The following is a 24,067-nucleotide window of genomic DNA, read 5'->3' on the forward strand; positions in this document are numbered from 1 at the left end:
GATAAACGCCTTCTTTATTGAATATATAGATGACAAGTCGAAAAAATTTCATAGTTCTATAACATGGTATGGTCGTCTTTTTGATATAGTAAAGGAAAGGGGGAGAATATATGTATACATTAAAAATCGTTTCAGACAGAGAAGCACTTTATCAATTTGCGAGTTATGTAAGAGTTGTACGAGGGGTTGAAGATGTATATGTAGAGGTGGGAGAACCTTTATATGAACATCCTTTAATGAAGTTTTATGTACATATTAAGCTGAAAGAAACATATGAGCAGCATAAAGCGTTACAGGAAATAGCAAGATTAGTAGAATTGGGTCGTTTTACATATGTCCATTATCGTAATGATGAAATTGAGGAAGCTTTTGAAGCTGTAAAATATGAAAGTTTTAAGAAATAAAGATGAAAAAACGGAGGCGAAAGCTTCCTTTTTTTCTTTAAAATTACATGAACAAAAAGAGAGAAATTTTGTTATGATAAGGGAGGTTAGGGAAAGGGGAATTTACATATGGGGTATATTGAAGAGTTACGAAAAGTCGTTGGTACAAGACCGCTTATTCTCGTAGGATCAGCAATCATTATATTAAATGATAAACAAGAAGTATTGCTTCAATATCGTTCAGATACATATGATTGGGGTGTACCTGGCGGGGCGATGGAACTGGGTGAAACGACAGAAGAAACGGCACGTAGAGAGTTATTTGAGGAAACGGGGTTAACTGCAAAAATAATGCAATTTCTTGGTGTTCTATCAGGAAAAGAAGTATATTTCCGTTATCCGAATGGCGATGAAATTTTCAATGTCATTCATCTGTATCAGGCACATCATGTGAGCGGGGAATTAAAGCTCGATCATGAAGGGTTGAAACTTCAATATTTTCCAGTAGATAAGTTGCCAAAATTGAATGAAACGACAGAGAAAATTTTGCAAAAGTTTTTATATGCACTGACAGAATAGAAGGTTAATTCTTTCTATTTTTATTATATGAAATATTTTGATTTTTTAGTATGTTTATAGTATGATAGTTATAGATATACATCTTATGGAATTTCACCTAAAAACTTACTAGGGTACATAAGAGAGGGGCAAGTACAAAATGCATAATGTTGTTATTACAGCTGCAGTTCGTTCGCCAATTGGAACTTTTGGAGGAGCGCTAAAAAATGTAACGCCAGTAGAATTAGCTGTTCCTGTACTTCAGGAAGCTGTAAAACGAGGCGGGGTAGAACCACATGAAGTTGATGAAGTAATTTTAGGTCATTGTATTCAAAGAACTGATGAAGCAAATACGGCGAGAACAGCTGCATTAGCGGCAGGATTTCCTGACACAGTTACGGGATATACAATCCAACGTCAATGTTCTTCAGGTATGCAAGCAATTATGTCAGCTGCAATGCAAATCCAATTAGGTGTAAGTGATGTTGTTGTTGCAGGTGGAGTAGAAGCGATGAGTTCGAGCCCTTATGCATTGAAACAGCACCGCTGGGGACAACGTCTACAGCACGGAGAAATTCGTGATACGGTGTGGGAAGTGTTAGAAGATCCGATTCACCATATTATGATGGGTGAAACAGCGGAAAATTTAGTTGAACAATATGAAATTACAAGAGAGGAACAAGATGAAGTTGCTCTTCGCAGTCATACATTGGCACTGAAGGCAATCGAGTCTGGACACTTTGACGATCAAATTGTTCCTATTACAATAAAAGAACGTAGAAAAGAAGTAGTATTTTCGAAGGATGAGCATCCACGTGCAGATATTACAGCGGAAAAATTAGCAGGGTTAAAACCAGCATTCCGTAAAGATGGGTCTGTAACTGCAGGTAATGCATCTGGCCTGAATGACGGAAGTGCAGTTCTAGTATTAATGAGCGAAGAAAAAGCAAAAGAAAAAGGCTTACAACCGTTAGCTAGAATTGTTGGATATTCAGTAGCTGGAGTAGACCCGAAAATTATGGGTATTGGACCAGCACCAGCAATCCGAAAAGGATTAGAGAAAGTAGATTGGTCATTAGAAGATGCAGATTTACTGGAAATTAATGAAGCTTTCGCGGCTCAATATTTAGCTGTAGAGAAAGAGTTAGGTTTAGACCGTGAAAAAGTGAACGTAAACGGTAGTGGCGTAGGACTTGGGCATCCAATTGGTTGTACAGGGGCTCGTATTACAGTAAGTTTAATTCACGAATTAAAAAGACGTGGTTTAGAAAAAGGAATTGCCTCTTTATGCGTTGGTGGCGGTATCGGGGTTGCCTTATTTATAGAAGCACTATAAAAAAGAAGCAGCTATTGCTGCTTCTTTTTTTATGACTCAAATAGATGATGGAATAATCGATCGCGATTTTCAAAGAAAAGTTTCGTCGTTTGATAATGCTCGGTTTCTTCTAATGTGGATTCGTGAATCCCCTCTTGTGTTAAAGAGTATATAGTAGATTCAGGGTAAGCCATTAAAATAGGAGAATGCGTCGCAATAACAAATTGTGAACCTTGTTCAGCTAGTTCGTGCATTCGAATGAGCATGGAAAGTTGTCTCATCGGTGATAGAGCTGCCTCAGGCTCATCTAAAATGTATAAACCTTGTCCTGAAAAACGATTCATAAATAAGGAAAAGAATGATTCACCGTGTGATTGTTCGTGTAGTGAAACGCCGCCGTAAGATTTTATAGCATCTATTTCATCAATATAAGAAGCAACGTTATAAAATGATTCAGCGCGAAGAAAGAAACCGTCGTTTGGTGTATTGAAACTTTTTGAAATTCGAAGGTATTCATGTAAAGATGAATGTGAATCGTTTGTGCTAAAGCGGAAATTCTTCGTTCCACCTTCTGCATTAAAACCTAACGCAATTGCAATTCCTTCAAGTAATGTTGATTTACCCGTTCCGTTTTCTCCAATAATGAATGTTACATTTGGATGGAAAGCTAGTGATTGTAATGTTCGAATAGCGGGTAAGCAGTAAGGATATGCGGAAAAACTAGGGATATTTTCTTTTTTTAATGTGACATTTTGTAAAAAGGGTACGTCAATCAATATATAAACCTCAATTCATAACGGATTTTGAATCTAAAAAGGCAGCAAATACAAGTGTTAATAACACCTGAATCCCTTCTTGTTTTCTGAATATTTATGTGGATTATATCATTTAAACTATCATATTCCAATGTGAAAATAAATATTGCATGAAGATCCATTCTCTCGTTATGATATATGGTATTCTACTGAAAATGTGAGAAGGAGTTAAAGTATGCCGTTTACATTTGCACATCCAGCAGCAGTTCTTCCTTTTGCGAAAAAGCATTCTAAATATATGTCAGTAACGGCTCTTATATTAGGTAGTATGGCGCCTGACTTTGAATATTTTTTACACTTTAGACCGTATGGTGTTATTGGGCATACGTGGCTTGGGTTCTTATATTTAAATTTACCACTTGTCTTCTTATTAGCATACATATATCATTACATTTTAAAAAAGTCTTTTATAACACATTTACCTAAACCATTTGCTGGCTACTATACATATGCAGTAGACAAGGGGTGGGGTCTTCATACATGGAAGGATCTTTTTGTATTTTGTTATTCAGCATTATTCGGTATGTTAACGCATGTTGTTTGGGATGCATTCACTCATAAGACAGGCTATTTTGTTATGAAAATACCATTATTGCAAAGAGAATGGTACGGTATCTCTGTTTATAAATATATGCAACATGGAAGTACATGTATTGGTTTTCTATTATTAGCATACGTTTTATGGAAGCATAGAAATGAAATGGGTAAAGACTTTATTTTAGCTTCGGAAAAAAGAAAGTATTGGATTTCAGTAATTGTTGTGGCAACTATTATATTTATCGTGTATGTGTTCCTAGATCCCTATTTTCATATTTTCCAAATTGGAGGTATAATAGTATCTGGACTGACAAGTTCATTTTGTGGACTTTTCATTGTTTCTATAGTTTACAAAGCAAGGGACTAATTTTATATTCATGAATGATAGCGTTAGGAGAAATGAAATGATGAAAGCATGGAAAAGTATTTTTGTTTTATGTAGTTTTCTTCTTATGTTAAGTGGTTGCTTCCATCAAGAAGAAAAGAAAGCTGAACCGAAGAAGAAAGAATCTATTCCTGAAACAAAAGAATATGGTGGGCGTGAGCTGAAAAAAGTAGGACAAAAAGTGAAAGAAACAGGCTGGGGTACTTTCAAGTTAGAGCAGATGCATTCTGTGAATCAAACATTTGAAGTAGCGCCAATGAAAATTCACGTACAAGATGTGAAAGTAATCTCTTTATCACAGATGAGTGAAAAGGCAAAAAATACATTGAAAGTATACACGGCACTAACTCCTGAAGAAGTAAAACGTAGATTAGGGGATAAAGTAAGCCAAGAAGATGCAGAATTATATGCATCGCTAAGTGGAACAGAGATTAGTAATACAATTCGTTACGTTGAGATTACATATAAAGTGGAGAATAGCGGAAATAAAAATATGCAATTTTTCTCTATGAATGATGTTATAATTAATGGTAAGCAACATTTTAAAGTAGCGACTCAAAACTTTTTATATGACGAAGATACGTTAGTTGGTACAAAAAATGTATCAAGAGAAGACTATAAGCCTGGTGAAACAAGAGATGGGATTATTGGTTTAATACTTGACGATGGAAAAGACAAGGTAAAGGATATTCAGTTTATAACTGATGATTTACTTGCAGGAGATTCAGAAACACAAGATGTTGTAAAAGAGCCACAAACGTTTAATATCTCACTTTCGGAGTAATGTGTTTTTAAAATAATGTAAGACAAAACAGTCAGCACTCAAAAGATTATGCTGACTGTTTTTTTATTTCTTTTATGTATGAATCTACATTTTGAAAAGGTACCTTAATTTTAAACGCATCTTTTTGTTTATTAAATTGCTTTTCATTATAGGGACCGAAACGTTTATTGTGCTTTACGTCAATAATCCAATAATGTTCACTTTTTTTATTTGCAATTGCTGCGTCAGGGTTATTTGGATCTGATTTTTCCTCAGTTTGTTTTGCAATAATGTATTTATCATCCCAAGCAATGTCTGTAATTTTTGCAGGGATGTATTGTGTGGCATATACAGCATCTTGCGAGGGGAAAAGTTCAAATGCATTTCCAGAAGTACGTATGAGCTCGTATTCATCGTTAACCGTATAAGTTAAGTGACTTGTGTTTCCTGTACAACCAGTTAATAGGAAGGCGACGAATAGGATTATCCATTTTTTCAATATGGGAACCTCCTTTATAATGCTATTGTAACAAATTGTACAAGAAAAGTAAGAGAAACGCTAGTTTACAATGTTTTTTAGAAGTGGTACGATGAGACGGGTAAAGAAGGATATGAAGGAGTCGACATAAAATGAAGTTAAAGATGCATCGTCCAGCGCTTGTAATGAATCGCATAGGTGCTTCCCTAATTGACATGTTTTTAATCTCGGTTATGTATGGTGCAGTAGTAGCTATTATGACCGGAAACTATAGTGCTATGTTTAAGCGCTTTAATATAAGTTTAGGTGATTTTAGATATGATTTCGCAGTAGTTTTCATATTAATGGCGATATATTTTATTGTGTTACCCTTTATTTGGAACGGTGTTACACTTGGCAAAAAGGTAACGAGAATAAAATTAATTTCATTGAAGAGTGAAAAGCTAACGTTGCAAACATTAATTATAAGATTTTTTGTATTGTTATTGCCGAACGTATTGCTATTAGGAATTCCATTAATATGTAACGTATATATGATGTTGTTCCGCAAAGACAATTGCGGTTTTCAGGACTTAATTACAAAGACGAAAGTAATAAGTCTTGTATAATGAAAAAAGACCTTTTTATACATAAAATAAGAAGGTCTTTTTTGTTATACTACAATTTATGTAATAATATCATTTTGGGTTTTAATAGATTGAAAATTAAGAAAATGTTATAATGATTAAAATAATATCTTTATATAATAAGGGGGAAATTGAAATGACTGGAGGTAGTGTAATCTTTTGGGGGATTTTAATTTTCATCGGTTTAGTTTTCGATCAGCGTAATAGTAGGAAAAAAGAAGGAGTAAAAAAGTAATCGCTTACAAATGAATGAGCAATTTTTCTTGCTTGCAGATTAATCTTATAAAGGAGTATACTGAATGACGGTAAGACTTATAGAAGGGGTAATGAAAATGAAGCTTGCAGGAAAAGTTGCTATCGTAACTGGCGGTGGCATCGGTATTGGACGTAATACAGCTCTTTTGTTGGCTAAACAAGGCGCAAAAGTTATTGTGACGGACATTGATCAAGAGAGTGGACAAGCAACAGTGGAGGAAATTATGAATCTAGGCGGAGAGGCACTTTTTGTATCCTATGATATGGGAAAGCAAGGAGATTGGCAACGCGTTATTAGCATTACTTTGAATGCATTCAGTCGCATTGATATGCTTTTTCAAAATGGTGGTTTATATAAAATAGATTCTATTTTTTCTCGCCAACAAGAGAACGATTCCAATGTACTTTGTATTAATGACGTTTGGATAGAGATAAAACAATTAACGTCATCTTTTATGAAACAGCAAGAAGAAGTGGTGCTTAGTGATTTACCGATTTTCGGTATTATTAGCACGAAAGGACAATCATTTCATACAGTAGAAGCCCTAGTATAATAATGAAAACCGCCCTCAATATATGTGGACGGTTTTTTTGTATGTTATATAGAAGGAAATTTTTTTAGCGAATACGTTGTTCTGTTTGGCTGTCAAAGAAATGCGCTTTATTTAAATCAAATGCCAATTTAATTTGATCTCCAGGTGAGAATATATGTCGTGCATCAACACGTGCTGCAAAATCTTGATTTCCAAGTTTCATATATAAAATAGATTCAGCACCTAACAATTCAGCAACTTCAATTTTTGTTGTGAAAGTAGTAGATTGTGAAGCTTCTAAAAATAGTAGTTCATCATGAATGTCCTCCGGGCGAATACCTAAAACAATTTCCTTATTTACATAGCCTTGTTCACGTAGCATCTTCATTTTTCCTTCAGATACTTTGATTTTTATGGTATTGTCTATAACGAAATCGGTTTCAGTCAATTTACCACGAAAGAAGTTCATCGCTGGTGACCCGATAAATCCACCCACGAAAATGTTTTCTGGTGTTTCATATACTTCTTTTGGAGTTCCAATTTGTTGAATCTTTCCATCCTTCATAACGACAAGACGCGAAGCCATAGTCATTGCTTCTGTTTGGTCATGTGTTACATAAATTGTTGTTGTTCCAAGGCGATGATGTAGCTTAGAAATTTCTGAGCGCATTGCAACACGGAGTTTAGCATCTAAGTTTGATAATGGTTCATCCATTAAGAAAACTTTTGCATCTCGAACGATTGCTCTACCTAACGCAACACGTTGGCGTTGTCCACCTGATAATGCTTTCGGTTTTCTATCTAAATATTGTTCAAGCCCTAAAATTTTTGCTGCATCTTTCACACGACGATCGATTTCATCTTTTGGTATTTTTCGAAGTTTTAATCCGAATGCCATATTATCATATACACTCATATGTGGATAAAGAGCGTAGTTTTGGAAGACCATTGCGATATCTCGATCTTTTGGAGGAACATCATTCATTAGTTTACCATCAATTGAAAACTCGCCTTTTGAAATATCTTCGAGTCCAGCTACCATTCGTAATGTTGTAGATTTTCCGCATCCAGAAGGACCGACAAATACGATAAATTCTTTATCTTGAATGTGTAAATTAAAATCGGTTACAGCTGTTACGTTATTATCATATATCTTATAAATATTTTCTAATTTAAGTTCTGCCATGGTATTTCCCCCTAGAAATAATTATGCAAACGTTTTCTTTGAGTTCATTATAAACGAATAGATTCAAAAAATAAATAAAAAAATAAAACGTTTTCATTTATTGAAGAGTTATTAGTAATTTTCGTATGTTTTCTTAGAAAAAGAACAATAAAAATTGTAAGCGCTATTTTAAATTGAGATAAAATCTGTTATCATTCATTAATGAAAACGTTTGCGCCTTAAAAAAGAGAAAAATGAATTATGAATGAAATGGGGTAGCATAATGGAAAAACAATGGTGGAAAGAAAGCGTAGTATATCAAATTTATCCTCGTAGCTTTATGGATAGTAACGGTGATGGTATAGGAGATCTTCAAGGGATTATTTCAAAGCTAGATTATTTAAAAGAGTTAGGGATTGATGTGATTTGGTTATCACCAGTCTATGAATCTCCAAATGATGATAATGGTTATGATATAAGCGATTATTGTAAGATTATGAACGAGTTCGGAACAATGGAAGATTGGGATGAGCTATTACATGAAATGCATGAACGTAATATGAAATTGATGATGGATTTAGTTGTTAATCATACATCTGATGAACATAAGTGGTTTATTGAATCACGTAAATCAAAAGATAATAAATATAGAGATTACTATATATGGCGTCCTGGAAAAGAAGGGAAAGAACCGAACAACTGGGGAGCTGCTTTTAGTGGGTCTGCATGGAAGTACGATGAAATGACGGATGAATATTATTTACATCTGTTTTCTAAAAAACAGCCGGATTTAAACTGGGATAATGAAAAGGTAAGACAAGATGTTTATGAGATGATGAAGTTTTGGTTAGAAAAAGGAATTGATGGATTCCGCATGGATGTGATCAATTTTATTTCTAAAGAAGAAGGATTACCAACTGTTGAAACAGATGAAGATGGCTATGTTTCAGGTCATAAACATTTTATGAACGGTCCAAACATTCATAAATATTTGCATGAAATGAATGAGGAAGTATTATCGCATTATGATATTATGACGGTTGGTGAGATGCCAGGTGTAACGACAGAAGAAGCCAAATTGTATACTGGAGAAGAACGAAAAGAGTTGCAAATGGTATTCCAATTTGAACATATGGATTTAGATTCAGGAGAAGGTGGAAAGTGGGATGTAAAACCATGCTCACTTCTTACTTTAAAAGAGAATTTGACAAAGTGGCAAAAAGCATTAGAGCATACCGGATGGAATAGCCTTTATTGGAATAACCATGATCAGCCTCGCGTTGTATCTCGTTTTGGTAACGATGGAATGTATCGCATTGAATCAGCAAAAATGTTAGCGACAGTTCTTCATATGATGAAGGGAACGCCATATATTTATCAAGGTGAAGAAATCGGAATGACGAACGTTCGATTCCAATCAATTGATGAATATCGAGATATTGAAACGTTAAATATGTATAAAGAAAAAGTGATAGACCATGGTGAAGATATAGAAAAAGTAATGGAGTCTATTTATATAAAGGGTCGTGATAATGCTAGAACTCCGATGCAGTGGGATGATCAGAATCACGCTGGATTTACAACAGGTGAACCTTGGATTACTGTAAATCCTAACTATAAAGAGATTAATGTGAAACAAGCAATCCAAGATGAAGGTTCAATTTTTTATTACTATAAGAAATTAATTGAGCTACGCAAAAATAATGAAATAGTTGTATATGGATCATATGATTTAATATTAGAGAATAATCCTTCTGTTTTTGCTTATGTAAGAACATATGGAGACGAAAAACTACTTGTTATTGCAAACTTTACTGCGGATGAAAGTGTATTTGAAATGCCTGAGGATATTAGTTATAGTGAATCAGAATTATTTATACACAATTACGATGTAGAAATCGGATCGATAGATAACATTACATTACGTCCGTATGAAGCGATAGTATTCAAATTGAAATAAGAAAAATCCTTATGCCACCTTGGCATAAGGATTTTTTGGATTACCATTTTAATATGGAGAATCCATATGGAGGAAGTGTAACTTGTAATACACTTGCTTCCGCTGAAAATTCTTCATTTGTATAAATGTTAATTATTTTCTTACCAGTAACATGAAGAGGGAGTGAAACTGTAACTTCACTATTAGTAGGGTTTAAAACGAAAAAGATAGTTTCATCCTCATATGTTTTCGTATAAGAAATATAATTATGTTCATCATTTGCTTCGATGAATTGAAAAGTACCATGTCCTCCAAAAGCTTCATGTTGTTTTCGTAATGAAATCAATGTTTGTATATGTGTAAATAATGCATGATCTTGTTCTTTAGTATCCCAAATCATACATTTACGGCAATCGGGGTCCATACCACCATCCATGCCGATTTCATCTCCGTAATAAATGCATGGAGAGCCGATGAAAGAAAGATGGAATACATAGAGCAATTTCAACTTATTTTTATCTCCGTTGCATGTTGTTAAAATTCTTGGAGTATCATGGCTATCTAATAAATGAAAGGCTGCTTCATTTACATTCATAGAGTAGGAATGTAGAGATTCTGTAATTTGCTTCATGAACTCACTTGCTTTAATGGAATCGTTAGCAAAGTAAGAAAGTAGAGCGTTTGTAACAGGGTAGCTCATGACAGCATCAAATTGATCGCCTTGTAGCCATGGAAGGGCATCGTGCCAAATTTCTCCCAAAATATATACTTCAGGATTTAATGTCTTTATTTCAGTTCGGAATTCTCTCCAAAAATTGTGATCGACTTCATTTGCGACATCAAGGCGCCAGCCATCTATATTAAATTCTCGTACCCAATAACGTCCTACTTCAAGTAAGTATTCTTTTACATCTGGATGAGCTGTATTTAATTTAGGCATATACGGTGTAAAGGCGAAAGTATCATAATTTGGAAGTGGCTCGGTTATAATTGGGAATTCATGAATGTGGAACCACTCTTTATATGCGGACTTCTCACCGTTCTCTAGTACGTCTTGAAATTTCTCGAAAAAGTATCCACTATGATTAAACACAGCATCGAGCATTACTTTTATACCGTGCTTATGACATTCTTCAACGAGCTCTTTGAAAGTTTCTTTCGTCCCAAATTGTGGATCAATTTCCATATAGTCAATTGTGTCATATTTATGGTTTGAATGAGCTTTGAAAATAGGTGTGAAATATATTCCGGAAATGCCAAGCTTAACAAGGTAATCAAGGTTTTGAATAACACCAGCAAAATCTCCACCGAAAAAATTAGTTGGAGTTGGATTCGTACTTCCCCAGGGAAGAGTGTTTTCTGGATTCAGCGTACTATCGCCATTAGCAAATCGTTCAGGGAAAATCTGATACCAAATGGTGTCTTTAATCCAAGATGGTGCTTTGAATACATCATCTGCATGAATAAATGGAAAACAGAAAAAGTTACCAACATCATCATTTGGAATGTTAGAAAAGAATCCTCGCTCTGTATAAATAAGAGTGTCTGTTTCAGATTTTAATTCAAACCCATAACGTAAGCGCTTAAATTTGGGTTCGATTGAAATGGACCAATAATCAAATAATGCAGTAGAACCCGTTTTTTTCATGGGTGTACTTGATGATATCCATTTCCCGTCTTTCCATTCGTAAGGATCACCGTAAATAAGATCGGCGCTTTGAATATCATCTCTCTTAGTACGTACTCGGATGTGAATTGTTTGTTCATCATAAGCGTATGCATAATTATCTTTCGGCCTATGATAAATGGCTTCTTTAAACATATAGAAAATCCCCCTTCAATATCTCTATACATAGTATTCCCTTAAGTGTAATAATAAAGCCTATATTGCAAACGATTGCCTTTCTCGTAGCTTTAATATTGCTTATAAGAGTAGTATTCATTTCATATAAAGTCAATGTATAAAGAGTATAATGACATAATTTTTAAATTAATATTTGCAAAATGAATAAAAGAATGTATAATGATAGACAAATAGCGCAAACGTTTTCATAGACTTGAGATATTGTTTGCGCTTCAATTAAACTATTAAATGCAAACGTTTTCAGTTACTGAGGTACATAGACAATTTAGGGAGGTTTTTGGGATGAAGAAAGCATTATCATTATTAACGGTTTCAGCATTATCTATTGGTATGTTATCTGCATGTGGACCGAAAGATTCAGGGAAAAAAGAGGAAAGTAAAGCGAAAAAAGACTATGACCTTCTTGTTTGGGAAGATGAGAAAAAAGGTGTGGGTCTAGAGCCAGCGGTGAAAAGTTTTGAAAAGAAATATAATGTGAAAGTAAAAGTTGAAGAGGTTCAGATGACGAAACAAATAGAAAAACTTCGTCTCGACGGTCCAGCTGGCACAGGGCCAGATGTTGTAACATTGCCACATGATCATATTGGTAATGCGGTAACAGAAGGGCTACTTTCAGAAGTGAAAGTAGATGATACAGTAAAAAGTAAATTTACAGATTTATCAATAGAAGCACAAACATATAACGGAAAAATATACGGTTTACCAAAAGCGATTGAAACACCAATCTTTATTTATAATAAAAAAATGATGCAAAAAGCACCCGAAACGATGGATGAACTGTTTAACTTCTCAAAAGACTTTACGAAAGATGGAAAATACGGATTTTTAGCACTAGGAGATAACTTCTACTTCGCTAATGCATTTATGGCAGGTATGGGTGGTTATGTATTTGGTGAAAAAGATGGAAAGCCAAATGCAAATGATATTGGATTAAATAATAGCGGTGCGGTACAAGGTGCTGAATATATTCAAAAATGGTACAAAGAAAAGTTATTCCCGAAAGGTATTATCGGTGAATCTGGTGGTTCAGCTGCAGATGGATTGTTTAATGAAGGAAAAGCAGCATCTATTATGAATGGTCCATGGGCATTCCAAGCGATGGAAAAGGCTGGAATAGATTATGGTGTTGCTCCAATGCCGAAATTACCAAATGGTCAACCGATGAAAACGTTCGTTGGTGTAAAAGGATGGCATGTAACAAGCTTCTCTAAACAAAATGATTTAGCTACAAAATTTACTGAGTGGGTTACAAATGAAGAAAATGCTAAAATTCGCTTTGAGAAAACGAAAGAAATTCCACCAGTAAAATCAGTAATGGAAGATCCAATCATTAAAGAAAATGAGGCTGCAAAAGCGGTTGCGACGCAATCGGAAAATGGAATTCCAATGCCGAATATTCCAGAAATGCAGGAAGTTTGGAAACCAGCTGGGGATGCGCTTCAATTAGTTGTATCAGATAAAGAAGCACCAAAATCCGCACTTGATAGTGCAGTGAAACAAATTAAAGGTAATATTGAGGCAAATCATAGTAAGAAAAAATAAGGTGAAATTCGTGCCTCTAATATGAGGGGCACGAATTCTCTCCCTTCCATGTGGGAAGAAAAAAGGGGGAAGGAACATGCAAACATCTATGGAACCTGCAAAGGGGTTAAACCATTCAAAGCATAGGAAAATGGCAACCGTGTTATCAATCATTCCGGGCATGGGCCAAATATATAATAAACAATTTGTAAAAGGTCTTATTTTTCTAGTATTAACAGGTTCATTTATTGTAGCCTTTGCTGATTTATTAAATATGGGATTATGGGGCATTGTAACGCTCGGTACAGAAGTTCCACGTGACCATTCTGTCTTTCTATTAGTAGAAGGGATCTTGGCACTTATCGTTATCGCGTTTGGGCTCGGCATATATGCATTTAACTTATATGATGCATATCAAAATGGAAAGAAACGTGATATAGGAACACCGTTAAATTCTGTAAAAGAGCAATACCGTAATTTGTTAGATCAAGGCTTTCCTTATTTAATGGTTTCACCAGGTTTTCTACTACTTATCTTTGTTGTCGTATTTCCAATCATCTTCGTAATTTTAATTGGATTTACAAACTATGATTTATATCATTCTCCTCCAGCTAAATTAGTAGATTGGGTGGGTTTTAAAAACTTTATTGATATTTTCACATTACCGATGTGGAGAGATACATTTTTAAGTGTATTTTCTTGGACTGTCATTTGGACATTCGTTGCAACAACATTACAAGTTGCACTTGGTATTTTTTTAGCGATTATCGTAAATCAGCCTGGTATTAAAGGTAAGGCAATTATTCGAACAATCTTTATTTTACCGTGGGCTGTTCCAGCATTCGTATCTATTCTTGTATTTGCTGGTATGTTTAATGAAACATTTGGAGCAATTAATAACCAAGTATTAGCTTTATTCGGGATTGAAAAGATTGCTTGGATGACAGACCCGTTTTGGTCAAAGATTGCTTTAATTATGATTCAAACATGGCTTGGTTTCCCGTTCGTCTTTGCAATGACAACAGGTATATTGCAATCGATTCCAGGAGAATTATATGAAGCGGCTACAGTAGATGGAGCAACTGCTTGGCAACAGTTCCGCAAAATTACATTGCCACTTGTGTTATATGCAACAGCGCCAATATTAATTACGCAATATACGTTTAACTTTAATAATTTTAGTATTATTTATCTATTTAATAACGGAGGACCTGCTGTGTCTGGACAAAATGCAGGTGGAACGGATATTTTAATTTCATGGATCTATAAGTTAACGATGACTTCGGCTCAGTACGGCAAAGCAGCAGCTCTTACAATGATTTTATCGTTAATTGTTATTACAGTTGCGTTATGGCAATTTAAGAGAACAAAATCATTCCAAGAAGAGGATATGATGTAAATGAATATTAAACGACAAAAGATGCTACGTCTTTCATTAAGTTATTTAGTTATCTTCATAATGTGTGCGATTATTTTCTATCCATTACTATGGATAATTGGCTCATCGTTTAATCCAGGGGATAGTTTATCTGGGTCAAGTATTATTCCGAAAAATGCCACATTAGATCATTATCGCAAGCTACTTGATCTCGATTCAAGTAATTACTTACTTTGGTATAAAAATACTTTGAAAGTTAGCGTAATGACGATGATTTTCTCTGTACTAGCCATTAGTTTTACTGCTTATGCATTTTCGAGATATCGTTTTGTTGGAAGAAAGAATGGTTTATTAACATTTTTAATTTTGCAAATGATCCCGAATTTTGCAGCGTTAATCGCACTATATATATTAGCTCAGTTAACAGGATTACTTGATACACATCTTGCATTAATTTTAATTTATGTGGGCGGAGCAATTCCGATGAATACATGGCTTATGAAAGGGTATTTTGATACGATTCCGAAAGAGTTGGATGAATCAGCTCGAATGGATGGAGCAGGGCATTTCCGTATTTTCTGGCAAATCATTATGCCACTTGCAAAGCCAATCGTAGCGGTTGTAGCGTTATTTACTTTCATTGGTCCATTTACAGATTTCATTTTAGCGAGTATTATTTTGCGAACACCAGAAAATTATACTTTGGCAGTTGGATTATATGAAATGGTTGCGAAGAAATTCGGTAATGAATTTACAACGTTTGCAGCGGGTTCTGTGTTAATTGCGATCCCGATTTCAATTTTATTCCTATCACTACAAAAATATTTTGTTTCCGGTTTAACAGCTGGAGGTACGAAAGGATGAAAAATGGGACATTACGTCCCATTTTTCTTTTCATCTCCCCATAAATAACTTTATAGGGAGATGAAAAGAGATTTGACATCACATGCGAAAAGATGTCAAATAAATAGTATATTATAGTATAGGAAAAAATAGCTATATCCCTTACAATACATGAAGAGGGAGAATAGGATTAGTTTTGCAAGATATAAGAAATAAAAATTTATGACTTGCAATGAGTGCGAGATAAAATATATGAAAAATGGCAGAGAAATGAGAGGAGGGGGATTTTTATGACAGTTACAATTAAAGATGTGGCGAAGCAAGCGAATGTTGCACCATCAACAGTTTCTCGTGTAATTGCTGATAATCCAAGTATAAGTGAAAAGACAAAGCGCCGTGTTAGGAAAGTAATGAGTGAATTAGGGTATCATCCTAATTTAAATGCGAGAAATCTTGCGAACCAAACGACGAAAACACTTGGCCTTGTTATGCCAAGTTCTGCAAGTAAAGCTTTTCAAAATCCATTTTTCCCAGAAGTTATAAGAGGGATTAGTTCATTTGCACACGTAGAAGGTTATGCGCTTTACATGTCGACAGGTGAAACGGAAGAAGAAATTTTTAATGGTGTCGTAAAGATGGTACAGGGACGCCAAATTGGTGGCATTATTCTTTTATATTCAAGAGAGAATGATCGGATTATTCAATATTTACATGAACAAAATTTCCCGTTTGTTTTAATAGGAAAACCATATGATCGAAAAGATGAAATTACATATGTAGATAATGACAATTATACAGCTGCAAGAGAAGTGGCAGAATATTTAATTTCATTAGGGCATAAGCAAATCGCGTTCATTGGTGGTGGATCAGATTTACTTGTAACGAGAGATCGTTTAGCTGGTATGAGTGATGCCTTGAAATTAGCAGACATTGTATTACCAAAAGAATATATTTTACATTTTGATTTTTCGAGGGAAAGTGGTCAACAAGCGGTTGAGGAATTAATGGGACTGCAGCAACCGCCGACGGCAATTATGGCAACGGATGACTTAATTGGACTTGGTGTGTTAAGTGCTCTTTCTAAAAAAGGATTCGTTGTACCGAAGGATGTTTCTATTGTAAGCTTTAATAATGCTTTATTATCAGAAATTGCGAGCCCTCCACTTTCGACAGTTGATGTGAATATTTATCAGCTGGGATATGAGGGAGCAAAAGCTTTAGTTGATAAAGTAGAGAATGCAGAATCCACTGCAAAGTGTATCATTATTCCTCATAAATTACTAAAACGTCAAACTTGTGATCATTATGCATAAAAAAGCTAAGAGTTTAACTCTTAGCTTTTTTCTTTAGAAAGGCTTCTAATCGGTCGCAGCCTTCTTTTAAAGTTTCAATACTATACGCATAGGACAAGCGAAGGTAGCCTTCACCGTATTCAGAGAATGCTGTTCCAGGAACTACAGCTAGTCCAGCTTCTTTGACAAGATCAAGTGCAAAATCAAATGATGAAGATGTCAAATGACCAACATATGGGAATAAGTAAAATGCACCTGTTGGCTTTTCAACTGTTAATCCCATTTGAGTGAGTCTATTATATACGTAATCACGGCGTTTTTTATATTGGTGGCGCATCATTTTGGGTGCGTCTTTAGCTGCTGTTAATGCTTCAATTGCAGCGTATTGAGCGATTGAAGTAGCACACGTTACATTGTATTGATGAACTTTTAATATGTGTCCAGCTAAATAGCTTGGTGCAAATAAAAGTCCAACACGCCAGCCAGTCATAGAATGTGATTTAGATAAACCGTTAATGACAATTGTCTTTTCACGCATTTCTGGGAAATGAGCGATAGATGTGTGCTTTTGTTCATATACCAGCTCGCTATAAATTTCATCTGAAAGGACGAAAATATTTTTGTCTTTTAAAACATCTACAATATCTTTTAGTTCTTCTGTTGATAAAGTTACACCGGTCGGGTTAGAAGGATACGGTAGTACGATACATCTTGTTTTTTCTGTAATAGCATTTTTAAGCGCTTCAGCTGTTAAACGGAATCCAGTTTTACGAACATCTACAAAAATAGGTGTTGCACCGCATAATCGAATAATAGGTTCGTAACCTGGATAAATAGGAGCAGGTAAAATTACTTCTGTTCCTGGCTCTAAAATCGTTCGAAATGTAACATCAATTGCTTCGCTAGCACCGATTGTAACGATGGTTTCGTTTTCAGGTGAGTAGTGTAAATCGTAGTTATCTTTTACGAAGTTACAAGCTGCCTTGCGTAATTCTAGTAAACCAGCGTTATGTGTATAGCTTGTATAGTTTTCTGTAATAGCCCGTTTTGCAGCTTCTTTTACGAGAGAAGGTGTAGGGAAATCGGGTTGTCCGATTGTTAAAGAAATCAAATTATCATAGTTTTGAATCATGTTAGAGAATTGACGGATTCCAGAAATTTGGATGTCCTTCACTCTAGGGTTAATGAATTGTTCCATTGTATCTCCCTTTCTTCCGTTTGAAAATTAAGTTCATTTTATCATATTTTCTATGATCGCGCTTTGTATATGTAATTTAGAAAGAGAGAGAAAAGAGAAAAAAGCCGCTATAAGCGACTTTTTAATATCCGTATTCCCAATCTATTTCATCTTCATTCCAGAGTACAGAGGATACCTTGCCAAGGTGAACAACTGATTCGTTCACAGCACATGTGCAATTTTCATCTCCTGCTTTATGCTGTAATTCTTCATATACTGATTTTTCAACATTTTCTAGAACAACCAAATTTTCTTCTTTTAAAACAAGCGTAGTACCCGCCATATTTATCTTCCTCCTACTAAAGTAATGATCACTTATTTGTAAACATAGATAGTATGGATTATATGCTGTATTTTGCTATAGTTGTCCGTCTAAAAAAGTATTTTTATATTTTCTTTGTAATCCGTATTCATTGTATACTGCACGAAGGAAATTTGGTACAGGGTTTACAATCATTTCGAAAATCTGTAACAATTATGATGAGTTGTTAACAAAGAATTAACAAATATGTTAAGAAAAATCAAAATTTTAAAACAAATACACCTATAAAATGATATAATCATATCAAAATACATATAGGGGATGAGAGGTTATGGAGCTTATCCGTGATTTATTGATTCAAATTGCCATCATAATTTTGCCACTATTTTTATATGAAGCGATTCGTTTAAATCGCTATCAAGAAATGCCTCCGAAGCCAAATCGTTACTTTATTATGTTTTTATCTAGCGTTACGCTCGTTCTCTCCATGACATACTCTATTTGTTTTGGCAATGTGTGTGGGTATAACTTTCACCCCATTCCAATTGTCAGTGGTTTTTTATATGGTGGGATTGTTGGTTTAATCCCAGCGGTTATTTTTGTTGCATATGAATGGTTACTAAAGGGAATGAGCTTTCTTCCAGTTTTAGAAGTAATATTTCTATTGATAGTTCCGCTGTTTTTATCAAAGAAATGGTCTCTTTTTTCAAGGGATAAGAAATTAATTTTAGCATTTATGATTTCATCATTTTATGTGCTTGTTTCTTTAGTATTAGGCATGATTAATGTTCTTTTGGAAACAGGATTTACACCGTATATTTCGCAAATATATAGCGGATTTATATTTGCCTCGCTTATCATGGTCATGACAATGGTATTTCAGGTGTATTTAACTGAATATTTAAACGAAAATGCATTGCTACGTACAGAGATGCAAAAATCAGAAAAGCTTAATATTGTAAGTGAGTTAGCAGCAAGTGTGGCACATGAAGTTCGAAATCCACTTACTGTTGTTCGTGGATTTATCCAATTGTTAGAAAGTACGGAAGATGTGAAGAATAAGGATTATATGCGTCTCGTATTAGCTGAATTGGATCGGGCGGAACAAATTATTTCAGATTACTTGAATTTAGCAAGGCCGCAAATTGAGAAAAAAGAACACATTTGTTTATCAGCCCAATTAATAGAAATGACCACTCTCATGTCGTCATTTGCAGCGATGCAAGGTGTATATTTACAAGTTGAAATTTCAGAAAGTCTTTATACGATTGGTGATAAGACAAAGTTGAAGCAAGCTATTATGAATGTTGTTAAAAATGGTATTGAAGCAATTCAAGGAAATAAAGGATATTTAAAAGTAACAGCTATTCAAAAAGACGAAACAATCATAATAAGAGTTAAAGATAGTGGTGTTGGTATGACGAAAGAACAGTTAGCAAGGCTGGGGCAACCATATTATTCTTTAAAAGAAAAAGGGACAGGATTAGGGCTTATGGTAACATTTAGTATTTTACAAGCGCATAATGGTACATTGGAATATAAGAGTGAAAGTGGAAAAGGCACTGAAGCAATTATTATATTACCAGCTGTACAAAATAAGGAATAAAAGTTACCGATGGAAGGTAACTTTTTATTTTATATTGCTTATTCATTTGTTTTTTCTTGTTTTGCTCGGCTAAATAAACTTTTAAATGTTTGAAAGAAACTTTGCTCTTTTGAGGCAGCAACCATTCTTTTTGTTTCTTGAATTTCTCGAATAACTTGCATAAGCTGTGCATCACGATTACTGTCCTTGTTATAAATTTGACTAACAAGTTTATTCATTTTTTCTTCCTGTTTGGATTCTCGTTTATACATATGATTCATTAATAAGTCCATCTTTTCTTTTTGTAATGCATCTGTTTGAGCGGCGTGCTCGACTAACTCTTGAAGCATTTTTTCTTGAGAGCCTTCTTTTACATAAACTTGTTGCATCAATTCATCTAGTTTCTCATCCTTTAAACGATTTTGTGTAATTAGAGTAGAATTTTGATGAATAATTGCTTCATTTAATTGAGCTAGCATTTCAAGTTTCAACATGAATTCCTCAAAGTTACGTCCATCTTCCTTTTCTTTCGGTTGTATCTCTTGCTTATCTTGTATAACTGGTACAGGTGGGGCCTCTTTTTCTTTTAAAATAATCGGTATCGTTTCTGAAATATCTTCTTGTAATGTAGCAGCTCTTTCATGTATAGATTTCAATAGTTTTAAATCATCAAGTTTATAAATACGAGCATCAGCTGTTTTAGAAATCATATAGCCATGTTCCTCTAACAGTTGACTATATTTGCGGACTATATGTTTTGGGATGCCTGTTTTATTCGTGACATCTTTCGTTTTATAAGTAGCTTCCATGATATTTCCTCCCCAAAAAGTATCGTATATATCATTTCAATCTTTTATGAGGACTTCCTTTGAAAAAGAATGTCGGAAGGCTATTAGTTTTCTACAGCATTAGTGAAAAAATGAAAGTTTTTGGCGGAATGGCAAGGAATAACTAAAATAATGTCTGAAAACATATACAGGAGAAGTTTGTTATAATAACGGAGGAAAAAAGAAACTGGTAGAAACATGGAGGTATACATGAAGCAATTAAAAGGTATTATCATTTCAATTATCGCAATTCTGTCTATTTTAGTAGCAGTTTATGAAGTACTTGTGCCAGAGGAAACAAGTGTAAAGAAAACGAATACGTATGATCAAGTGTTAGAATTTCCGAAAGAACGTTATCCAGAGACAGGAAAACATATTACGGATGCTATAAAAGAAGGGCATTCAGAAGTTTGTACAATCGATCGTGGTGGTGCTGCAGATAGAAGGAAATTGTCGTTAGCACCATATCCTTCAAAAAAAGGGTATGATCGTGATGAATGGCCAATGGCGATGTGCAAGGAAGGCGGAAAAGGAGCACATATTGAATATATAAGTCCGGCGGATAACCGCGGAGCAGGCTCTTGGGTAGGGAATAAGTTAGATAAATATCCAGATGGTACGCGTGTGAAATTTGAAGTGAAGTAGTAGTTGTACATTTCATAATGAAGGAGAACGGGAACTATGGAGTTAACAATTTCTTATTCGCAATTAATGTTGATGAACTATGACGGTGAGCAGCCTTATGTAGACTGGACGGATGAAGATTTTGAAAGAGGTTATGCTGAGGCAGAGGGAACTGTTATTTTTGAAGCACTTTCTGATTATACTTGTGAAGTGAAAGTGACCCCAGGGAAACATATTGAAAAAGAAGAAGTGATTAGAACGATTACGGTTCCTTTTACAGTTGAAAATGAAAGTATCGTTATAACGAGTATTCTTTCAAATAAATTTCAAATACCTATTCCAAATGGTGAGTATACAGTGGTCTTACAAGCAATTCCTCTTGAAGAGCCAACGGATGATGAATTATATAAAATACAATACGAATTCTTTTTTGAAAGTAAAGAATAAAAAATGGGTTATCCTCAATAAGGATAACCCATTTTCGTTATGCGTTTGTTTTTAGCAGGGAGCGAGCATCTTTTGCTGCTTGCACCATGTGCTCTAAAGCTGGAATAACTTCTTCTGTTCTTCTCGTTTTTAAACCACAATCAGGATTAATCCAGAAATATTTAGGATCGCATACTTCTAAAGATTGTTCTACGATTTTATACATTTCATCTTTACTCGGTACACGTGGGCTATGAATATCATATACACCTAGACCGATGCCTTTTTCATATGTTGTATGTTTTAATGTATCAATAAATTCACCGTGACTTCTTGATGTTTCGATAGAAATCACATCTGCATCTAATGCGCGAATCGCATCAACAATATCTTCGAAGTTACTGTAACACATATGAGTATGAATTTGTGTTTCATTTGCTACAGAAGAAGTTGCTAAAAGGAAGGATTGAACTGCCCATGTAATATAAGCGTCCCAATCTTTTTCTTTTAGTGGCATTCCTTCACGAAGTGCTGGCTCATCGACTTGGATTACTCGAATTCCGGAAGATTCAAGTAGTTCAATTTCGTGACGAAGAGCTAATGCAATTTGATACGAAACTTCTTTTCTTGGAATGTCATTTCGAACGAAGGACCAATTTAAAATTGTAACAGGTCCAGTTAACATTCCTTTTACAACTTTCTCTGTTAAGCTTTGTGCATAAACAGTTTCCTTAATAGTCATTCCGTTAATAAAGGCTACATCACCATAAATAACAGGTGGTTTTACGCAGCGGGAACCGTATGATTGTACCCAACCGTTTTTAGTGAATGAGAAACCAGCAAGACGCTCACCGAAATATTCGACCATGTCAGTTCTTTCAAACTCACCATGTACAAGGACATCAAGACCAATTTCTTCTTGGTAACGAATCCATTTTTCTGTCTCTTTTTCAATAAATTTTTCATATTGTTCATTTGAAATAACACCGTTACGCCATTCTTTTCGCGTTTGACGAACTTCAGTTGTTTGCGGGAAGCTACCGATAGTTGTTGTTGGTAACAATGGTAACTCTAGGGCAACTTGTTGTAATTCGTATCGCTTTTCAAATGGAAGAGGACGTGAAAAATCTTCTTCTTTTAGTGCTGTTCGTGCTGCTTTGACATCTTCACGGTTACGTACAGCAGATGAACGAATTGTATGATGTACATTTCGATATGTTTCCAGCTCATTACTAATACTTTCTGTACCTTTAGTGAGAGCAGAATGAATAAGAACTAACTCTTCTAATTTTTGATTTGCAAATGCTAACGCATCAAATAGCTCAGTCGATAAGTGAGTTTCTTCTGTTTTATCGATTGGTGTATGCAATAAGCTACAAGAAGGCTGAACAATGAAGTCTTTCGTTTGGACTTGTTTTTGTAGCGTTGTAAATAACGTAAGAACTTCATCAAGGTCAGCTCTCCAAATGTTACGGCCATCTATACAACCGACAGCTAAAGTTTTATCAGCTGGGAATCCATATTTTGAAATAGCATGTAGATTACCTTCTTTACCATGAACGAAATCTAATCCAATACCGGATACAGGGAATGTAATAATTTCTTCATAGTTTTCTTCTACACTATCAAAATATGTTTGTAAAAGAAGGTTCGCATTTGGAACTTCTTTACGAATAGCTTCATAAATTTCTTTTGCTTGTTGAACTTCTTCTTTCGTTAAAGAAGCGAAAATCGGTTCATCAACTTGAATGACTTGTGCACCAGCTGCATGTAGTTCTGAAAGCAGTTGTACGTATGGTGCAACTAATTGTTTTAAAATCGTAGCGAATTGTTCTTGTGTATAACCTTTAGCTAATTTTAAGAAAGTATATGGTCCTAAAATAACAGGTTTTCCATCTACTCCTAATTCTTGTTTTGCCTCTTCGTATAAGCGAAGTGGACGATTATCTTTTAAAGAGATTTGTAATCCCTCTTCATATTCAGGAACGATATAATGATAGTTTGTGTTAAACCATTTTGTCATTTCAGAAGCTACGTGATCTTTAGAGCCACGCGCCATTGCGAAATATACATCAAGGTAAGATGTAAACTCAGAAAAACGTGATGGGATAAATCCTAGCATATAAGCAGTATCCAAAACGTGATCATAATATGTAAAGTCGCCAATTGGAATGAGTTCAATCCCTTTTTCTTGCTGTACTTTTACGTGTTGAAGGCGAATTTCTTTCATTGTTGTTAAAAATTGTTCTTCATCGATTTTATTGGACCAAAAAGCTTCCAATGTTTTTTTCCACTCTCGTTGTAGTCCGATACGTGGATAACCTAAGTTACTTGTTTGAATTGCCATTTTAAATTCCTCCCTAATTGAAAGTAAGCATTTCCGTTTACTAGGAAATACCTATAACAAAAAGTACAAAGACATAGAAAATAAGCCTTCCTTTTTGTTTTAACACCTC

At 34.7% G+C, this 24,067-nt stretch carries 24 protein-coding genes; 16 read left to right on the forward strand and 8 right to left on the reverse strand.

What is annotated here, in order from left to right; all coding sequences use genetic code 11:
* The first annotated feature begins 110 nt into the window (after window positions 1-110).
* The 3 genes from N2V92_RS14740 (at window position 111) to N2V92_RS14750 (ending at window position 2,277) form a co-directional block, all read left to right on the forward strand.
* Window positions 111-404, forward strand: a complete 294-nt coding sequence (locus N2V92_RS14740; RefSeq protein ID WP_000288335.1) for a DUF3928 family protein — start codon at window positions 111-113, stop codon at window positions 402-404.
* Window positions 405-512: 108 nt separating this feature from the next.
* Window positions 513-962 carry an NUDIX hydrolase gene (locus N2V92_RS14745; protein WP_002005651.1) on the forward strand — a complete coding sequence of 150 codons (450 nt, stop codon included), beginning with the start codon at window positions 513-515 and terminating at the stop codon, window positions 960-962.
* A 139-nt stretch (window positions 963-1,101) separates the two neighbouring features.
* Window positions 1,102-2,277, forward strand: a complete 1,176-nt coding sequence (locus N2V92_RS14750; protein WP_000552075.1) for an acetyl-CoA C-acetyltransferase — start codon at window positions 1,102-1,104, stop codon at window positions 2,275-2,277.
* A 29-nt stretch (window positions 2,278-2,306) separates the two neighbouring features.
* Here the strand turns inward: N2V92_RS14750 and N2V92_RS14755 are convergent, their stop codons facing one another.
* A complete protein-coding gene (locus N2V92_RS14755; protein WP_000568001.1) occupies window positions 2,307-3,032 on the reverse strand; it encodes an AAA family ATPase in 726 nt (241 codons plus the stop codon).
* A 214-nt stretch (window positions 3,033-3,246) separates the two neighbouring features.
* Here N2V92_RS14755 and N2V92_RS14760 point away from each other — a divergent pair, with 214 nt between their 5' ends.
* Both N2V92_RS14760 and N2V92_RS14765 read left to right on the forward strand, forming a co-directional pair.
* Entirely contained in the window at window positions 3,247-3,975 is a 729-nt protein-coding gene (locus N2V92_RS14760) for a DUF4184 family protein (protein ID WP_001116870.1), read from the forward strand.
* Between the two features lie 37 nt (window positions 3,976-4,012).
* The gene (locus N2V92_RS14765) at window positions 4,013-4,777 is read left to right on the forward strand and encodes a hypothetical protein (RefSeq protein WP_000973897.1); all 765 of its coding nucleotides are present in this window, start codon (window positions 4,013-4,015) and stop codon (window positions 4,775-4,777) included.
* 46 nt (window positions 4,778-4,823) lie between these two features.
* Here the strand turns inward: N2V92_RS14765 and N2V92_RS14770 are convergent, their stop codons facing one another.
* Window positions 4,824-5,255, reverse strand: a complete 432-nt coding sequence (locus tag N2V92_RS14770) for a DUF3997 domain-containing protein (RefSeq protein ID WP_000758794.1) — start codon at window positions 5,253-5,255, stop codon at window positions 4,824-4,826.
* Between the two features lie 131 nt (window positions 5,256-5,386).
* Between N2V92_RS14770 and N2V92_RS14775 the strand changes: the two genes are divergently transcribed.
* The 3 genes from N2V92_RS14775 (at window position 5,387) to N2V92_RS14785 (ending at window position 6,669) form a co-directional block, all read left to right on the forward strand.
* Window positions 5,387-5,842, forward strand: a complete 456-nt coding sequence (locus N2V92_RS14775) for an RDD family protein (protein WP_000769078.1) — start codon at window positions 5,387-5,389, stop codon at window positions 5,840-5,842.
* A 154-nt stretch (window positions 5,843-5,996) separates the two neighbouring features.
* Window positions 5,997-6,095, forward strand: coding sequence for a hypothetical protein (locus tag N2V92_RS14780; RefSeq protein ID WP_000145659.1), 99 nt, complete (start codon window positions 5,997-5,999; stop codon window positions 6,093-6,095).
* 64 nt (window positions 6,096-6,159) lie between these two features.
* A complete protein-coding gene (locus N2V92_RS14785) occupies window positions 6,160-6,669 on the forward strand; it encodes an SDR family NAD(P)-dependent oxidoreductase (RefSeq protein WP_000218411.1) in 510 nt (169 codons plus the stop codon).
* A gap of 64 nt (window positions 6,670-6,733) precedes the next feature.
* Here N2V92_RS14785 and N2V92_RS14790 read toward each other — a convergent pair whose 3' ends face one another.
* Window positions 6,734-7,834, reverse strand: a complete 1,101-nt coding sequence (locus N2V92_RS14790; protein ID WP_000818934.1) for an ABC transporter ATP-binding protein — start codon at window positions 7,832-7,834, stop codon at window positions 6,734-6,736.
* Window positions 7,835-8,096: 262 nt separating this feature from the next.
* Here N2V92_RS14790 and malL point away from each other — a divergent pair, with 262 nt between their 5' ends.
* The gene (gene malL, locus N2V92_RS14795; protein ID WP_000415168.1) at window positions 8,097-9,773 is read left to right on the forward strand and encodes an oligo-1,6-glucosidase; all 1,677 of its coding nucleotides are present in this window, start codon (window positions 8,097-8,099) and stop codon (window positions 9,771-9,773) included.
* 40 nt (window positions 9,774-9,813) lie between these two features.
* Here the strand turns inward: malL and N2V92_RS14800 are convergent, their stop codons facing one another.
* Window positions 9,814-11,574, reverse strand: a complete 1,761-nt coding sequence (locus N2V92_RS14800; protein ID WP_000471787.1) for an alpha-glycosidase — start codon at window positions 11,572-11,574, stop codon at window positions 9,814-9,816.
* Window positions 11,575-11,898: 324 nt separating this feature from the next.
* Between N2V92_RS14800 and N2V92_RS14805 the strand changes: the two genes are divergently transcribed.
* The 4 genes from N2V92_RS14805 to malR all read left to right on the forward strand — a co-directional run bounded on the left by N2V92_RS14805 (window position 11,899) and on the right by malR (window position 16,671).
* Window positions 11,899-13,158 (forward strand): extracellular solute-binding protein, encoded by a 1,260-nt coding sequence (locus tag N2V92_RS14805; RefSeq protein ID WP_000709931.1) that lies wholly within the window; start codon window positions 11,899-11,901, stop codon window positions 13,156-13,158.
* A 76-nt stretch (window positions 13,159-13,234) separates the two neighbouring features.
* Window positions 13,235-14,536 carry a maltosaccharide ABC transporter permease MalC gene (malC, locus tag N2V92_RS14810; protein ID WP_001194983.1) on the forward strand — a complete coding sequence of 434 codons (1,302 nt, stop codon included), beginning with the start codon at window positions 13,235-13,237 and terminating at the stop codon, window positions 14,534-14,536.
* On the forward strand, window positions 14,537-15,379 hold the full coding sequence (malD, locus tag N2V92_RS14815; RefSeq protein WP_001022600.1) for a maltosaccharide ABC transporter permease MalD: 843 nt from the start codon (window positions 14,537-14,539) through the stop codon (window positions 15,377-15,379).
* Between the two features lie 269 nt (window positions 15,380-15,648).
* Window positions 15,649-16,671, forward strand: a complete 1,023-nt coding sequence (gene malR, locus N2V92_RS14820) for a maltose operon transcriptional repressor MalR (protein WP_000219054.1) — start codon at window positions 15,649-15,651, stop codon at window positions 16,669-16,671.
* A 13-nt stretch (window positions 16,672-16,684) separates the two neighbouring features.
* Here malR and N2V92_RS14825 read toward each other — a convergent pair whose 3' ends face one another.
* Window positions 16,685-17,848, reverse strand: coding sequence for an aminotransferase A (locus tag N2V92_RS14825; RefSeq protein ID WP_000434586.1), 1,164 nt, complete (start codon window positions 17,846-17,848; stop codon window positions 16,685-16,687).
* A gap of 121 nt (window positions 17,849-17,969) precedes the next feature.
* A complete protein-coding gene (locus N2V92_RS14830; RefSeq protein WP_000929277.1) occupies window positions 17,970-18,170 on the reverse strand; it encodes a hypothetical protein in 201 nt (66 codons plus the stop codon).
* 310 nt (window positions 18,171-18,480) lie between these two features.
* On the opposite strand from N2V92_RS14830, the gene kinB reads away from it, so the two are divergent.
* A complete protein-coding gene (gene kinB, locus N2V92_RS14835) occupies window positions 18,481-19,755 on the forward strand; it encodes a sporulation sensor histidine kinase KinB (protein ID WP_000420369.1) in 1,275 nt (424 codons plus the stop codon).
* A 38-nt stretch (window positions 19,756-19,793) separates the two neighbouring features.
* Here kinB and N2V92_RS14840 read toward each other — a convergent pair whose 3' ends face one another.
* Window positions 19,794-20,543, reverse strand: coding sequence for a DUF3967 domain-containing protein (locus tag N2V92_RS14840; protein WP_000388468.1), 750 nt, complete (start codon window positions 20,541-20,543; stop codon window positions 19,794-19,796).
* Between the two features lie 228 nt (window positions 20,544-20,771).
* Here N2V92_RS14840 and nucA point away from each other — a divergent pair, with 228 nt between their 5' ends.
* Together nucA and N2V92_RS14850 are read left to right on the forward strand one after the other, a co-directional pair.
* Entirely contained in the window at window positions 20,772-21,206 is a 435-nt protein-coding gene (nucA, locus tag N2V92_RS14845) for a DNA-entry nuclease (RefSeq protein WP_000811494.1), read from the forward strand.
* A 36-nt stretch (window positions 21,207-21,242) separates the two neighbouring features.
* The gene (locus N2V92_RS14850; protein ID WP_000424022.1) at window positions 21,243-21,632 is read left to right on the forward strand and encodes a competence protein ComJ; all 390 of its coding nucleotides are present in this window, start codon (window positions 21,243-21,245) and stop codon (window positions 21,630-21,632) included.
* A 37-nt stretch (window positions 21,633-21,669) separates the two neighbouring features.
* Here N2V92_RS14850 and metE read toward each other — a convergent pair whose 3' ends face one another.
* Complete coding sequence (gene metE, locus N2V92_RS14855) at window positions 21,670-23,958, reverse strand: 5-methyltetrahydropteroyltriglutamate--homocysteine S-methyltransferase (RefSeq protein ID WP_001007602.1); 2,289 nt, start codon at window positions 23,956-23,958, stop codon at window positions 21,670-21,672.
* Window positions 23,959-24,067: the final 109 nt, after the last annotated feature.

The organism is Bacillus sp. CH_48, from assembly GCF_038008465.1.
Lineage (GTDB): Bacteria > Bacillota > Bacilli > Bacillales > Bacillaceae_G > Bacillus_A > Bacillus_A thuringiensis_S.

What these genes read in the sequence shown, in the direction of transcription:
- N2V92_RS14740 (WP_000288335.1), top strand. Translation starts at nt 111, where the DNA reads ATGTATACATTAAAAATCGTTTCAGACAGAGAAGCACTTTATCAATTT.
- N2V92_RS14745 (WP_002005651.1), top strand. Translation starts at nt 513, where the DNA reads ATGGGGTATATTGAAGAGTTACGAAAAGTCGTTGGTACAAGACCGCTT.
- N2V92_RS14750 (WP_000552075.1), top strand. Translation starts at nt 1,102, where the DNA reads ATGCATAATGTTGTTATTACAGCTGCAGTTCGTTCGCCAATTGGAACT.
- N2V92_RS14760 (WP_001116870.1), top strand. Translation starts at nt 3,247, where the DNA reads ATGCCGTTTACATTTGCACATCCAGCAGCAGTTCTTCCTTTTGCGAAA.
- N2V92_RS14765 (WP_000973897.1), top strand. Translation starts at nt 4,013, where the DNA reads ATGATGAAAGCATGGAAAAGTATTTTTGTTTTATGTAGTTTTCTTCTT.
- N2V92_RS14775 (WP_000769078.1), top strand. Translation starts at nt 5,387, where the DNA reads ATGAAGTTAAAGATGCATCGTCCAGCGCTTGTAATGAATCGCATAGGT.
- N2V92_RS14780 (WP_000145659.1), top strand. Translation starts at nt 5,997, where the DNA reads ATGACTGGAGGTAGTGTAATCTTTTGGGGGATTTTAATTTTCATCGGT.
- N2V92_RS14785 (WP_000218411.1), top strand. Translation starts at nt 6,160, where the DNA reads ATGACGGTAAGACTTATAGAAGGGGTAATGAAAATGAAGCTTGCAGGA.
- N2V92_RS14790 (WP_000818934.1), bottom strand. Translation starts at nt 7,834, where the DNA reads ATGGCAGAACTTAAATTAGAAAATATTTATAAGATATATGATAATAAC.
- malL (WP_000415168.1), top strand. Translation starts at nt 8,097, where the DNA reads ATGGAAAAACAATGGTGGAAAGAAAGCGTAGTATATCAAATTTATCCT.
- N2V92_RS14800 (WP_000471787.1), bottom strand. Translation starts at nt 11,574, where the DNA reads ATGTTTAAAGAAGCCATTTATCATAGGCCGAAAGATAATTATGCATAC.
- N2V92_RS14805 (WP_000709931.1), top strand. Translation starts at nt 11,899, where the DNA reads ATGAAGAAAGCATTATCATTATTAACGGTTTCAGCATTATCTATTGGT.
- malC (WP_001194983.1), top strand. Translation starts at nt 13,235, where the DNA reads ATGCAAACATCTATGGAACCTGCAAAGGGGTTAAACCATTCAAAGCAT.
- malD (WP_001022600.1), top strand. Translation starts at nt 14,537, where the DNA reads ATGAATATTAAACGACAAAAGATGCTACGTCTTTCATTAAGTTATTTA.
- malR (WP_000219054.1), top strand. Translation starts at nt 15,649, where the DNA reads ATGACAGTTACAATTAAAGATGTGGCGAAGCAAGCGAATGTTGCACCA.
- N2V92_RS14825 (WP_000434586.1), bottom strand. Translation starts at nt 17,848, where the DNA reads ATGGAACAATTCATTAACCCTAGAGTGAAGGACATCCAAATTTCTGGA.
- N2V92_RS14830 (WP_000929277.1), bottom strand. Translation starts at nt 18,170, where the DNA reads ATGGCGGGTACTACGCTTGTTTTAAAAGAAGAAAATTTGGTTGTTCTA.
- kinB (WP_000420369.1), top strand. Translation starts at nt 18,481, where the DNA reads ATGGAGCTTATCCGTGATTTATTGATTCAAATTGCCATCATAATTTTG.
- N2V92_RS14840 (WP_000388468.1), bottom strand. Translation starts at nt 20,543, where the DNA reads ATGGAAGCTACTTATAAAACGAAAGATGTCACGAATAAAACAGGCATC.
- nucA (WP_000811494.1), top strand. Translation starts at nt 20,772, where the DNA reads ATGAAGCAATTAAAAGGTATTATCATTTCAATTATCGCAATTCTGTCT.
- N2V92_RS14850 (WP_000424022.1), top strand. Translation starts at nt 21,243, where the DNA reads ATGGAGTTAACAATTTCTTATTCGCAATTAATGTTGATGAACTATGAC.
- metE (WP_001007602.1), bottom strand. Translation starts at nt 23,958, where the DNA reads ATGGCAATTCAAACAAGTAACTTAGGTTATCCACGTATCGGACTACAA.